The 11,891-nt window shown below is 72.4% G+C and carries 14 protein-coding genes; 7 read left to right on the top strand and 7 right to left on the bottom strand.

Going from position 1 to position 11,891, the window contains the following annotated elements:
• The first annotated feature begins 75 nt into the window (after positions 1–75).
• Positions 76–1,104, top strand: a complete 1,029-nt coding sequence (gene fbaA / locus FS793_RS14490; protein WP_144721558.1) for a class II fructose-bisphosphate aldolase — start codon at positions 76–78, stop codon at positions 1,102–1,104.
• Between the two features lie 49 nt (positions 1,105–1,153).
• Here fbaA and FS793_RS14485 read toward each other — a convergent pair whose 3' ends face one another.
• Positions 1,154–1,501: a DUF2834 domain-containing protein gene (locus tag FS793_RS14485; RefSeq protein ID WP_144721556.1), complete on the bottom strand. Its 348-nt coding sequence runs from the start codon at positions 1,499–1,501 to the stop codon at positions 1,154–1,156.
• A 56-nt stretch (positions 1,502–1,557) separates the two neighbouring features.
• On the opposite strand from FS793_RS14485, the gene FS793_RS14480 reads away from it, so the two are divergent.
• Positions 1,558–2,190, top strand: coding sequence for a MerR family transcriptional regulator (locus tag FS793_RS14480; protein WP_144721554.1), 633 nt, complete (start codon positions 1,558–1,560; stop codon positions 2,188–2,190).
• A 44-nt stretch (positions 2,191–2,234) separates the two neighbouring features.
• Entirely contained in the window at positions 2,235–3,227 is a 993-nt protein-coding gene (locus FS793_RS14475) for a hypothetical protein (protein ID WP_260980183.1), read from the top strand.
• A gap of 62 nt (positions 3,228–3,289) precedes the next feature.
• On the opposite strand, the gene FS793_RS14470 is transcribed toward FS793_RS14475, so the two are convergent.
• The 4 genes from FS793_RS14470 to FS793_RS14460 form a co-directional block, all read right to left on the bottom strand.
• Positions 3,290–3,811 (bottom strand): hypothetical protein, encoded by a 522-nt coding sequence (locus FS793_RS14470; RefSeq protein ID WP_144721552.1) that lies wholly within the window; start codon positions 3,809–3,811, stop codon positions 3,290–3,292.
• A 57-nt stretch (positions 3,812–3,868) separates the two neighbouring features.
• Positions 3,869–4,045 (bottom strand): hypothetical protein, encoded by a 177-nt coding sequence (locus FS793_RS16325; protein WP_186329547.1) that lies wholly within the window; start codon positions 4,043–4,045, stop codon positions 3,869–3,871.
• 88 nt (positions 4,046–4,133) lie between these two features.
• Complete coding sequence (locus FS793_RS14465) at positions 4,134–4,469, bottom strand: hypothetical protein (protein ID WP_144721550.1); 336 nt, start codon at positions 4,467–4,469, stop codon at positions 4,134–4,136.
• 117 nt (positions 4,470–4,586) lie between these two features.
• Positions 4,587–5,612 (bottom strand): 4-hydroxy-3-methylbut-2-enyl diphosphate reductase, encoded by a 1,026-nt coding sequence (locus tag FS793_RS14460; protein WP_440130471.1) that lies wholly within the window; start codon positions 5,610–5,612, stop codon positions 4,587–4,589.
• 27 nt (positions 5,613–5,639) lie between these two features.
• On the opposite strand from FS793_RS14460, the gene xseA reads away from it, so the two are divergent.
• Positions 5,640–6,854 (top strand): exodeoxyribonuclease VII large subunit, encoded by a 1,215-nt coding sequence (gene xseA, locus FS793_RS14455; RefSeq protein ID WP_144721548.1) that lies wholly within the window; start codon positions 5,640–5,642, stop codon positions 6,852–6,854.
• A gap of 16 nt (positions 6,855–6,870) precedes the next feature.
• Here the strand turns inward: xseA and FS793_RS14450 are convergent, their stop codons facing one another.
• Entirely contained in the window at positions 6,871–8,160 is a 1,290-nt protein-coding gene (locus FS793_RS14450; protein ID WP_144721546.1) for an MFS transporter, read from the bottom strand.
• 35 nt (positions 8,161–8,195) lie between these two features.
• Entirely contained in the window at positions 8,196–9,365 is a 1,170-nt protein-coding gene (gene argE / locus FS793_RS14445) for an acetylornithine deacetylase (RefSeq protein ID WP_260980182.1), read from the bottom strand.
• A 90-nt stretch (positions 9,366–9,455) separates the two neighbouring features.
• On the opposite strand from argE, the gene FS793_RS14440 reads away from it, so the two are divergent.
• From FS793_RS14440 to FS793_RS14430, 3 genes are all read left to right on the top strand, one after another.
• Positions 9,456–9,698, top strand: a complete 243-nt coding sequence (locus tag FS793_RS14440) for an exodeoxyribonuclease VII small subunit (protein WP_144721694.1) — start codon at positions 9,456–9,458, stop codon at positions 9,696–9,698.
• The gene (locus FS793_RS14435) at positions 9,695–10,327 is read left to right on the top strand and encodes a DUF4245 family protein (RefSeq protein WP_144721544.1); all 633 of its coding nucleotides are present in this window, start codon (positions 9,695–9,697) and stop codon (positions 10,325–10,327) included. Before FS793_RS14440 ends, FS793_RS14435 begins: the two co-directional genes overlap by 4 nt.
• 62 nt (positions 10,328–10,389) lie before the next feature.
• Entirely contained in the window at positions 10,390–11,793 is a 1,404-nt protein-coding gene (locus FS793_RS14430) for a class II fumarate hydratase (RefSeq protein ID WP_144721542.1), read from the top strand.
• The last annotated feature ends 98 nt before the right edge of the window (positions 11,794–11,891 follow it).

The following is an 11,891-nucleotide window of genomic DNA, read 5'->3' as shown; positions in this document are numbered from 1 at the left end:
CAACCCGCCGCTGTCGACGGCACGTGCGCGCTCCTAGACTCGGGGGCGACGCGATCCGCTCGAAGGAGATGCCCCATGCCCGTCGCAACGCCCGCCCAGTACGCCGAGATGCTCGAGAAGGCGAAGTCGAACGGCTTCGCCTACCCCGCCATCAACGTCTCGTCCTCGTCGACGATCAACGCGGTCCTGCAGGGCCTCACGGAGGCCGGCTCGGACGGCATCATCCAGGTGACGACGGGCGGCGCGGACTTCTTCGCGGGCCAGTCGGTCAAGAACCGCGCCGGTGGCGCCATCGCCTTCGCCAAGTACGTGACGGAGGTCGCGAAGGCGTACCCCATCACGGTCGCGCTCCACACCGACCACTGCCCGAAGGACGCGCTCGACTCGTTCCTGCTGCCACTGATCGCGGCGAGCGAGGAGGAGGTCGCCGCCGGCCGCCCCGCGCTGTTCCAGTCGCACATGTGGGACGGCTCGGCCGTGCCGCTGCCTGAGAACCTCGAGATCGCGAAGGAGCTGCTCCCCCGTCTCAAGGCGCTCGACATCATCCTCGAGGTCGAGATCGGCGTCGTCGGCGGCGAGGAGGACGGCGTGCAGCACGAGGGCTCGAACGACGCCCTCTACACGACGCTCGGCGACGTCGAGCAGGCGGTCGACGCCCTCGGCCTCGGCGAGCAGGGCCGGTACATCGCCGCCCTGACGTTCGGCAACGTGCACGGCGTCTACAAGCCGGGCAACGTCAAGCTGCGCCCCGAACTGCTCGGCGAGATCCAGGCCGGCATCGCGGCGAAGCACGGCACGGGCGAGAAGCCGCTCGACCTCGTCTTCCACGGCGGCTCGGGCTCGACCGACGCCGAGATCGCCGAGGCCGTGCAGAACGGCGTCATCAAGATGAACATCGACACCGACACGCAGTACGCGTACTCGCGCTCGGTCGCCGACTCGGTGCTGTCGAACTACTCGGGCTTCCTCAAGGTCGACGGCGAGGTCGGCAACAAGAAGGTCTACGACCCCCGCGCCTGGGGCAAGGCCGCCGAGAAGGCCATGGCGGCACGCGTCGTGGACGCCACGCGCCAGCTCGGCTCGGCCGGCTGGTCGGGTCGCTGACCCACCCACCGCATCGCGAAGGCCCCCTGCGCAGCGCAGGGGGCCTTCGTCATGCGGCGGCGCGAGCCCGGCGGTCGAGGGCGAGCTCGCGGAGCCCGAGGAAGAGCGGGAACGCGAAGGCGACGGCCGTCACGAGGCTCAGCGGCACGAACGCCCACGCCCATCGCGACCAGCCCAGGCGCGCGCCCTCGACGATCATCACGATGCCCGCGGCGAGCGCGACGACGAGCAGGTCGATCGATGCCGACGTCGAGGCGGCATTCGCGAACCACCCCTCGACGTAGCCGAGCCCGGCCGGCGGGTCGACGAAGAACGCGATGTTGAACGTCCACGTGCCGATGAGCCCGAGGAGGCTGAGCACGAAGAGGATCACGGCGAGGGTGCGGTGCCGGTGCATGGGACGACTCCTGACGAACGATTGACATCGGGACTATCGATAGTCATGCTACCAACATGCGCATCGCAGAGCTCAGTCGCCGCACCGGGGTGACGTCGGCATCCATCAAGCACTACGTCCGCGAGGGGCTGCTGCCTGCGGGCGAGCGCATCGGCTACAACCAGACCGCCTACGACGAGAGCCACGCCGGACGCCTGCATCTCATCCGCGCACTGCTGGACACGGGCGGCCTGTCCGTCTCGGCGACGCGCGCCGTGCTCGCCGCCATCGACGACGAGCGCCTCCCCGTCGGACGGGTGCTCGCCACGGCACAGGACGCCGTGTCGCGCACCGACGCCGACCCGTCCCCCGGAGCGCTCGCGCGCGTGCGCTCGGTCGCCGCCGACCGCGGCTGGACGGTCAGCGACGACAACCCGGGCGTCCGGCAGTGCGCCGAGGTGCTCGACCGCTTCGCCGACATCGATCGCGACGACCTCGGCGGCATGCTCGAGCGCTACGCGGACCCCGTGCTCGACATCGCCCGCGGCGACCTGCGGGCGGTCGCAGACGACCGCGGCGATCGCGACCGCATGGCCGAGACCGTCGCCGTCGGCACCGCGCTCGGCGACGCGATGCTCGCGGGCCTGCGTCGCATGGCGCAGGAGCACGTCGCGCGCACCGCCGGTCCCGGCACCGACGACGAGCGATGAGCGACGGCAGCCGCCGGTCGCGCGAGGACGCACGAGGAGCAGCCATGACCACGATGCCCGCCACCACGACCGCCGTCGCGGCCGCGCTCGACCTGCCCGCCGTCGACCGATGGCACCGTCCGCTCGTCGTCGTCGCCGCCGCGATGGGCGTCCTCGCCCTCGTCACCGGCGTGCTCGCGCTCGTCGACCAGCGCGAGATCCTCGGTCAGATCGCCTGGCTCAAGCCGCTGAAGTTCGCCATCTCGCTCGCGCTCTACGCCATCACGATGGCGTGGATGCTCGGGCAGCTGCGCCGCTGGCGCCGCGCCGCCGACATCGCGGGCACCGTGACGGCCGTCGCGATCCTCGCCGAGATCGTCGTCATCACGGGCGCCGCGGCGGTCGGCACCACGAGCCACTTCAACGTCACGACGCCGCTCAACGGTGCGCTCTGGGGCATCATGGGCGCCTCGATCGCCACGCTGTGGATCGCCGGCCTGCTCGTGGCGATCGCGCTCGCCGTCAATCCCATGCCCGACCGCGCGCGCACGCTCGCGGTGCGCGCCGGCATCGGCATCGGCCTCGTGGGCATGGCGATCGCCTTCCTCATGACCGGGCCGACGCAGGCGCAGCTCGCCGACTTCCAGGGCATCGCGGGCGCGCACGCCGTGGGCGTCGCAGACGGCGGTGCCGGGCTGCCGTTCCTCGGCTGGAGCACCGAGGGCGGCGACCTGCGCGTGCCGCACTTCGTCGGCATGCACGCCCTGCAGCTGCTGCCGCTGGGACTCCTGGGTCTCGAGCTCGCCGGCCGACGCATCCGCGTGCTCGGCGACCCGCGCGTGCGACTCGAGCTCGTTGCCGTGGCGGCCCTCGCGATGGTGGCGCTGCTGGCGCTGCTCACGCTGCAGGCGCTCGCCGGACAGCCGGTCGTGGCGCCCGCGGGCCCGTTCCTCGCCGCCGGCGTCGCGCTCGTCGTCGCGACGCTCGGCGCGACGACCGTGGTGCTCGTGCGCGGGCGGGCACGGTCGGCGCCCACGCTCGCGACGGTCCACGCCTGACGCGACCCGCACGACGACGGCCCCCGGCATCGTGCCGGGGGCCGTCGTCGTCGCGTCTGCGCCTAGGGCTGGATGCGGTCCGCCGCGTTCGGCGGCGGCGGCTGCGTGCCACCGAGCGGCTGGACCGGGTTCGGCTGCGGCTGCTGCTGCTGCTCGGGCTGCCACCCCTGCTGCTGCGGCGCCGGCTGCTGCTGCTGCCCCGGCGCCGGCTGCTGGGACTGCCAGCCCTGCTGCTGCTGCTGCTGGGGCTGCCAGCCCTGCTGCTGCTGCGACTGCGCCCACGCCTGCGCGCTCGCGACCGCCGCGCCACCGACCACGGCGGCACCCGCTGCGCGCGTCACGAGGTGCGCGACGAGGAGTGCGACGCCGATGCCGCCGAAGACGAGCGGACCCCACACGAAGAAGACGAACACGATGTCCGTGCCGCCCGTCGCCGACTGCGTCGACAGGAAGACCTGCAGGAACTGCGCGTTCGGGTAGTCCTGCAGGGTCGAGAAGGTCGAGATGAGATTCCGCACGAGGGCGAACGCCCCGATGACGAGGCTCGCGATGGCGAGGCGGAGGAGGATGGGCTGTCGACGCATGGCGTCATCCTCCACCCGCGATGCTGGATGCGCGCTCGGACTCGCGCAGCCCTCGCCTCAGAATCCCGTGCCGGTGCCGTAGCCGTGCCGGTTGCGGTTCTGGATCTCGCTGTTGGCCTGCAGCCCGGGGTTCGCCTCGTCGGCCTGGCCGGGCAGCGGGTCGTCGCCATAGGTCTGCACGCCGGAGCCCGTGAGGGACTGCCAGAAGCGTCGGAGTCGGTCGCGGATCGTCATGGCTGCCTCCTCGTCGGACCCGGCGGGGGCGGCACCCGCGCCGTCCCCCGACTGTAGCCGCAGGACCTGGATGCGAGCGGTGACCGCGCTACTCCCAGTCGGCGTTCTCGTCGACGATCGAGTCGGTGCCCTCCGGCAGCACGGTGTCGTCGACGCCGTTGCCGTCGGTGTCGATCGCCCACTGCGCACCGCCGTGCTCGTCGGGCACGTCGGCGGGGTCGTCCTCGGCGACGTCCTCGTCGCGGTCCTCGTAGCCCTCGGGCACGTCCTGCACCGTGATCGAGTCGGTGTCGTCGACGCCGGCGGGCTCGGGCGCCTCGACGGCGTCGCCGACCGTCTCGTCGAAGTCCTCCCCCGTCGCGACCTCGTCGCTCCACTCCTCGGTGCTCTCGACGCCTGCGTCCTGCACGGTCTCGTCGCTCATGTCCCCTCCAAGGCTCGTGCGTCGCCGATCGACGACGTCCATCCCACCCTGCACCCGACGACCGCGACCGCGCAGCCGCGTGCGCGAGCGCGCGGCGACGGGTAGGGTCCGCCGCCGTCAGCGTCGCGAGGGACGCAGCTCCTTGGGCAGCGAGAACACGAGGTCCTCCTCGGCGGTGCGCACCTCGTCGACGCCGCGCCATCCGGCGTCGGTGAGCTCGGCGAGCACCTCGTCGACCAGCACCTCGGGCACGCTCGCCCCGCTCGAGACGCCGATGGTGCGCACGCCCTCGAGCCAGGCCTGCTCAATCTCGACGGAGGCATCCACGCGGTACGCCGCCCGCGCGCCGGCCTCGAGGGCGACGTCGACGAGCCGCACGGTGTTCGACGAGTTCGCGCTGCCGACGACGATCACGAGGTCGCAGTCGGCCGCGATCTTCTTCATCGCCACCTGGCGGTTCTGCGTCGCGTAGCAGATGTCGTCGCTGGGCGGATCCTCGAGATGCGGGAACCGCACGCGCAGGCGCCGCACCGTCTCCATCGTCTCGTCGACCGACAGCGTCGTCTGGCTCAGCCACACGAGCCTCGTGTGCTCGGGCACGTCGACCGCGTCGGCGTCGGCGGGCGACTGCACGAGCGTCATGCGCCCGGGCGCCTCGCCCATCGTGCCCTCGACCTCCTCGTGACCCGCATGGCCGACGAGCAGCATGTGGGCCTCGTCGCGCGCGAAGCGCTGCGCCTCCCGGTGCACCTTGGTCACCAGCGGGCACGTCGCATCGATGGCCTGCAGGCCGCGATCGGCTGCCTCGGCGACGACCGCGGGACTCACGCCGTGCGCGCTGAACACGACGAGCGCACCCTCGGGCACGGCATCCACCTCGTCGACGAAGACGGCGCCCGCGCGCTCGAGCTCGGCCACCACGTGGCGGTTGTGCACGATCTGCTTGCGCACGTAGACCGGCGCCCCATGCTGCGCGAGCGCCTGCTCCACCGTGATGACCGCGCGGTCGACGCCGGCGCAGTAGCCGCGCGGGCTCGCGAGCAGCACGCGTCGCGGCCCGACGTCGCCGGGGTCGACTAGCCTGTGGCGGACGATCGGCGCGCGCGGCGGATCCAGGGGAACCCGGCCGTTCGAGATCGTCACGCATCGAATCCTACGTTCGGAGGCCGCATGGGCGACCGCGTCTCGGGCACGCCCGAGGAGCCGTGGACCGTCGCGCGCCTCGCGACCGAGCTGCAGTCGTACGTCGCACGCCTCGGATCCGTGTGGGTCGAGGGCGAGCTCACCCAGTGGAACGTGCGTCGCGGCATGGTGTTCGGCAAGGTCAAGGACGTCGACGGCGACTTCACGATCGACGCGAAGGCGTTCACGTCGACGCTGCGCGAGCCGTTCAGCCAGGGCGACCGCGTCGTCGCGCTCGTGCAGCCCGAGTACTGGGCGAAGGGCGGCACGCTGTCGATGCAGGTGCGCGCCATGCGGCACGTCGGCCTCGGCGAGCTGCTCGCACGCATCGAGGAGCTGCGGCAGCGTCTCGCGGGCGAGGGACTCTTCGACCCCGCTCGCAAGCGCGCCCTCCCCTTCCTCCCCCACGGCGTCGGCCTCGTGACGGGCAAGGACTCGGATGCGGAGCAGGACGTGCTGCGCAACGCGCGGCTGCGCTGGCCCGGCGTGCGATTCGAGATCGCCTACGCGGCCGTGCAGGGCGACGCCGCGCCGCGCGAGGTCGTGCGCGCCATCGAGCAGCTCGACGCGAACCCCGACGTCGACGTCATCGTGATCGCACGTGGCGGCGGCGACTTCCAGGCGCTGCTGGCGTTCAGCGACGAGCGCGTGCTGCGCGCCGCGGCCGCCGCGACGACGCCGATCGTCTCGGCCATCGGCCACGAGGCCGACCGACCGCTGCTCGACCTCGTCGCCGACCTGCGCGCATCCACGCCCACGGATGCGGCGAAGCGCGTCGTGCCCGACGTCGCCGAGCAGCTCGACATGGTCTCGCAGGCGCGGGCCCGCATCCGCTCGCGCGTCACGCAGCGCGTCGCCCACGAGGTCGAACGGCTCGCGGCCGTCCGCTCGCGGCCGTCGCTCGCGCGTCCCGAGTCCCTGCTCGACGCCCACCTGTCGGAGGTGCGGCAGCTCGCCGTGCGCGCCGACGACCTCGCCGGCCGCTCGGTCGAGCGCGCCGAGCACGGCATCCACCGCCTCGCCGATCGCCTGCGCGCCCTGAGCCCGCAGGCGACGCTCGACCGCGGCTACGCCGTCGTGCAGACCGCGACGGGCGGCGTGCTGCGCGACGCCGCGGATGCGACGCCCGGCGACGCCGTGCTCGTGACGCTCGCGTCGGGCGCGGTCGACGCCGAGGTCACCGCGGCGCGCCCGGCCACGTGACCGGGCGCACCTCCGGTCAGCGCTGCTGGAACACGCGCCGCACGACGACGAGCCCGACGAGCGACAGCACCGCGATCGCCATGTAGTAGAAGCTCGGCGCGTTGAGGTTGCCGGTGACCTGCAGCAGCCACGTGAGCACCAGCGGCGCGATGCCGCCCAGCAGCGTGACGCCCACGTTGTACGTGATCGACAGGCCCGTCCCGCGGATCTCGGCGGGGAACATCGACGAGAGCAGGCCGGGCAGGGGCGCGAAGTAGAAGGCCATGATGAGGCCGAGCATCGCGATGGAGACGATGAGCGCCGGCACGCTGCGGAGCGTCACGATGACCTGGAAGATCGGCCAGGCGAGCACGAGCGCCGCGACCGCTGCCCACGTCATGACCCGCGCGGGTCCGACCCGATCGGCGAGGCGACCCACGAGCGGCGAGCCGATCAGCGCGATCGCGCCCGCGACGACGCCGCCGAGGTAGGCGGCCTCCGGGGCGATGCCCAGGTTCGCGACGGCGAAGGTCGGCATGAACAGGATCATGTAGACCGAGATCGTGGCGACGCCGATGACGGCCGATCCGGCGAGCAGGCGACCGAGGTGCTGCGTCAGCAGCGTGCCCATCGGCGAGCGGGTGCGCTGGGCGGCGCCGAGCTCGTCGGGCTCCGCGAGGCGTGCGCGGATGTAGAGGCCGACGGGACCGATGAGCAGGCCGACGAAGAAGGGCACGCGCCATCCCCACGCGTCGAGCTGCTCGGTCGTGAGGGCCGTGTTGAGCGCGAAGCCGAACGCCGACGCGAGCAGCATCGAGGCGCCCTGCGCCGCGATCTGCCACGACGCGTAGAACATCTTGCGGTGCGGCGCCGTCTCGATGAGGAACGTCGTCGCGGTGCCGAACTCGCCACCGGCGGAGAACCCCTGGATGAGCCGCGACAGCAGGATGATGACGCCGCCCCAGATGCCGACGGCCGCGTACGTCGGCGCCACCGCCATGAGCAGCGTGCCCACCATCATGAGCCCGAGGGTCACGGTCAGGGCGTTCTTGCGCCCCTTGCGGTCGGCGTAGGAGCCGAGGATCCAGCCGCCGAGCGGACGGATGAGATAGGTCGTCGCAAACGTCGCGAACGTGTACAGCAGGCCGTACTCGCCGGCGTCGGGGAAGAAGACGCGCGTGATGACGACCGCGAACGACGCGTAGACGATGATGTCGAACCACTCGAGGGCGGCGCCGATCGACGACGAGATGACGGCCTTGCGCGCGGCGGCGAGGCGCTCGGGCGACGCCTGGACGGCGGGCTGCTGCGGGGCGGTGGTGCTCATGGGGCTCCCGGGTGGTGGATCGAGGACGGTGGGGGTCAGGCGCGCAGGTCGGCGACGAGGGCGTCGACGAACGCCTCGCACGCCGCGATCTGCTCGAGGTGGATGAACTCGTCGGGTGCGTGCGCCTGGGCGATGTCGCCGGGGCCGCACACGATCGTGGGGATGCCGGCGTTCGCGAAGAGCCCGGCCTCGGTGCCGTAGGTGACCTTCTCGTCGCTCGGGGTGGCACCCCACGCTGCCGCGAGGCCGACGATCTCGGCGTCCGCCGCCGTGTCGACGCCCGGCGCGGCCGCGGTCGTGGTGAGCGTGACCGACGCCTCGGCGAACCGCGAGCGCATGTCGGCCTCCACGCGCGCGCACTCGGCGCGGAACCGCTCGACGAGCGCAGCGTGGTCGACGGTCGGGAGCGCGCGGAACTCGAAGTGGATCGTGCACTCGGCCGGGATCGTGTTGATGGCGATGCCGCCGTCGATGCGGTTGACGCTGACCGACGTGTACGGCACGACGTAGCCGTCGTCGAAGGGGCCCTGCTCGCGCATCTCGTCGCCGACGCCCTGCACGAAGCGCACGAGCTCGGCGGCCGCCGCGACCGCGTTCTCGCCCTGCGGCGTGAGCGACGAATGGGCGGCGACGCCGCGCACGTCGATCCGGAAGACGTTCATCGACTTGTGGCCGCGCACGACGCGCATGCTCGTCGGCTCGCCCACGACGCAGCCCCGCGGCAGCCCGCCCTGGGATGCGAGCCGGTCGACGAGGTCGATCGCGCCGACGCAGCCGATCTCCTCGTCGTACGACAGCGCCAGATGGATGGGCTCGGCGAGGGGCTGCGCGACCATGTCGGCGGCCTTCACGAGCACGACGCCGAGGAACGACTTCATGTCGGCGCTGCCGCGTGCGTAGAGCCGACCGTCGCGCACCTCGGGCGCGAAGGGCTCGCTCGACCACTGCTGGCCGTCGACCGGCACGACGTCGGTGTGCGCCGACAGCACGATGCCGCCCGACGTGGAGCCGTCCGCCGCCGGGATCGTGGCGAGCAGGTTCGCCTTCGTGCCCTCGGGGTTCGGGATGCGCGTGGACGCGATGCCGAGCGACTCGAGATGGCGCTCGACGTGCTCCACGAGCTCGAGGTTCGAGTCGCGGCTCGTCGTGTCGAAGGCGACCAGGGTGCGGATCTCCTCCATCGTGGCGTCGGCGGGTGCGGACACGGCTGCTCCTCTCGGTGGCGGCAGGGGGATCCTTCGATCCTTCCACCGTCGACGCCCCGTGCCGACGTCGGGGGCGCGACGGTAGGATCGATCCCTGTGAGCGAGACCGCTGCGCCCATCGGGCAGACGCCCGCCGACGACCTCGGCTACGAGGCCGCGCGCGACGAGCTCGTGCGCGTCGTGCAGGCCCTCGAGTCCGGCGACACGACCCTCGAGCAGTCGCTCGCGCTGTGGGAGCGGGGCAACGCGCTCGCCGAGCGCTGCGAGCAGTGGCTGCAGGGTGCGCGTGCTCGCCTCGACGCCGCCCGCGGCACGGAGGCCGACGCATCGTGAGCAGGAAGCAGCCCGCGATCGTCGCCGAGCTCGGTCGCCCCGAGACCGCGCAGGAGGCCGCCGACCGCAAGGCCGCCTCGAGCGCCCGCTACCGCGGGTCGAAGACGCTCGTGAACCTCGTCGCCGCCATGCTCGCGACGCTCGGCATCGTCATCGTCATCGTGCTCGTCGTCATGCGGCCGGGCCCCGCCGCGCCCGAGCCGATCGACGTGAGCGCCGCCGCCGCCGACGCATCCGCATCCCTCGACGTGCCCGTCGCCGATCCCGACGTGCCGGGCACGTGGGCCGCCAACGCGGCCGAGCTGCGCAGCGGCCCCGCAGGCATCGAGCAGTGGTACGTCGGCTGGGTCACCGCCGAGGAGTCGTTCGCGTCGCTGACGCAGGGCGTCGGCGCCGACGCCACCTGGCTCGCGGCCACGACGCGCGAGGCCACGCCGACCGGCACGCTCGACGTCGACGGCGTCGAGTGGACCGTCGCCGACCAGCGCGAGCTCGCCGACCCCGGCAACCTCGCCTGGGTGGCGTGGACCGAGGCGGGCGACTCGACGTACGTCGTCGCCGGCACGGCGGGCGACGACGAGCTGCAGACGCTCGTCGAGGCCGTCACGGCCGAGCTGCCCGCATCCTGACGGGCTCCCCCGAACCACCGCGCTGCGGCGCGGCACCCTGAGACCACCGAGCAGAGAGGCCGATGAGCATGACCGAGTACCGGATCGAGCACGACACGATGGGCGAGGTGCGCGTGCCCGTCGACGCGCTGTACGCCGCGCAGACGCAGCGCGCCGTCGAGAACTTCCCCATCTCGGGCTCCGGCCTCGAGCCCGCGCAGATCGTCGCGCTCGCGCGCATCAAGCGCGCCGCCGCCATCGCCAACAAGAGCCTGGGCATCCTCGACGCCGACGTCGCCGACGCGATCGTGGCCGCCGCCGACGAGATCGTGGGCGGCGCGCACCACGACCAGTTCCCCGTCGACACCTACCAGACCGGCTCGGGCACGTCGTCGAACATGAACATGAACGAGGTGCTCGCGACCCTCGCGACGACGCACCGCGGCTCGGCGGTGCACCCCAACGACCACGTCAACGCGTCGCAGTCGTCGAACGACGTCTTCCCCACCTCGGTGCACGTGGCCGTCACCGGCGCGCTCATCGAGCAGGCCATCCCCGCGCTCGAGCACCTCAGCGCGGCCCTCGAGGCGAAGGCCGCGCTGTGGAAGGACGCCGTCAAGCCCGGCCGCACGCACCTCATGGACGCGACGCCCGTGACGCTCGGCCAGGAGTTCGGCGGCTACGCCGCACAGGTGCGGTACGGCATCGAGCGCATCCAGGCCGCGCTCCCCCGCGTCGCCGAGGTGCCCCAGGGCGGCACGGCCGTCGGCACAGGCATCAACACGCCGCTCGGCTTCCCCGAGCAGGTCATCGCCGAGCTCGCCGCATCCTCGGGCCTGCCGATCACCGAGGCGCGCGACCACTTCGAGGCGCAGGCGAACCGCGACGGCCTCGTCGAGGCGTCGGGCGCGCTGCGCACGATCGCGGTGTCGCTCACGAAGATCTGCAACGACCTGCGGTGGATGGGCTCCGGCCCGAACACGGGGCTCGGCGAGCTCGCGATCCCCGACCTGCAGCCCGGCTCGTCGATCATGCCGGGCAAGGTCAACCCCGTCGTGCCCGAGGCCGTGCTCATGGTGTGCGCACGCGTCATCGGCAACGACGCGACCGTCGCATGGTCGGGCGCCTCGGGCTCGTTCGAGCTCAACGTGCAGATCCCCGTCATGGGCACCGCGCTGCTCGAGTCGATCCGCCTGCTGTCGAACGCGTCGCGCGTGCTCGCCGACAAGACGATCGACGGCCTCGAGGCCAACGTCGAGCGCGCCGCTGCGCTCGCGGGCATGAGCCCGTCGATCGTGACGCCGCTCAACCGCCTCATCGGCTACGAGGCAGCCGCGAAGATCGCGAAGCACTCGGTGAAGGCCGGCATCACGGTGCGCGAGGCCGTGATCGACCTCGGCTACGTCGAGCGCGGCGAGCTCACGGAGGCCGACCTCGACAAGGCGCTCGACCTGCTCTCGATGACGCACCCGGGCGTCGCCAAGTAGCACCCCGCGAGATCTTCGAGGTTCTCGGCCGCTCTCGACGTCACGAGCGGCCGAGAACCTCATTCCTGTTTCTGGCAGGGTGGGGGACATGCGTGCGT

Source organism: Agrococcus jejuensis (assembly GCF_007679035.1).
GTDB classification, from domain to species: domain Bacteria; phylum Actinomycetota; class Actinomycetes; order Actinomycetales; family Microbacteriaceae; genus Agrococcus; species Agrococcus jejuensis_A.
This window is presented reverse-complemented; position numbering and strand designations above follow the sequence as displayed.

Bases quoted from the DNA above. Each gene is read 5' to 3' on its own strand.
- fbaA (WP_144721558.1), top strand. From the start codon at position 76: ATGCCCGTCGCAACGCCCGCCCAGTACGCCGAGATGCTCGAGAAGGCG.
- FS793_RS14485 (WP_144721556.1), bottom strand. From the start codon at position 1,501: ATGCACCGGCACCGCACCCTCGCCGTGATCCTCTTCGTGCTCAGCCTC.
- FS793_RS14480 (WP_144721554.1), top strand. From the start codon at position 1,558: ATGCGCATCGCAGAGCTCAGTCGCCGCACCGGGGTGACGTCGGCATCC.
- FS793_RS14475 (WP_260980183.1), top strand. From the start codon at position 2,235: ATGACCACGATGCCCGCCACCACGACCGCCGTCGCGGCCGCGCTCGAC.
- FS793_RS14470 (WP_144721552.1), bottom strand. From the start codon at position 3,811: ATGCGTCGACAGCCCATCCTCCTCCGCCTCGCCATCGCGAGCCTCGTC.
- FS793_RS16325 (WP_186329547.1), bottom strand. From the start codon at position 4,045: ATGACGATCCGCGACCGACTCCGACGCTTCTGGCAGTCCCTCACGGGC.
- FS793_RS14465 (WP_144721550.1), bottom strand. From the start codon at position 4,469: ATGAGCGACGAGACCGTGCAGGACGCAGGCGTCGAGAGCACCGAGGAG.
- xseA (WP_144721548.1), top strand. From the start codon at position 5,640: ATGGGCGACCGCGTCTCGGGCACGCCCGAGGAGCCGTGGACCGTCGCG.
- FS793_RS14450 (WP_144721546.1), bottom strand. From the start codon at position 8,160: ATGAGCACCACCGCCCCGCAGCAGCCCGCCGTCCAGGCGTCGCCCGAG.
- FS793_RS14430 (WP_144721542.1), top strand. From the start codon at position 10,390: ATGAGCATGACCGAGTACCGGATCGAGCACGACACGATGGGCGAGGTG.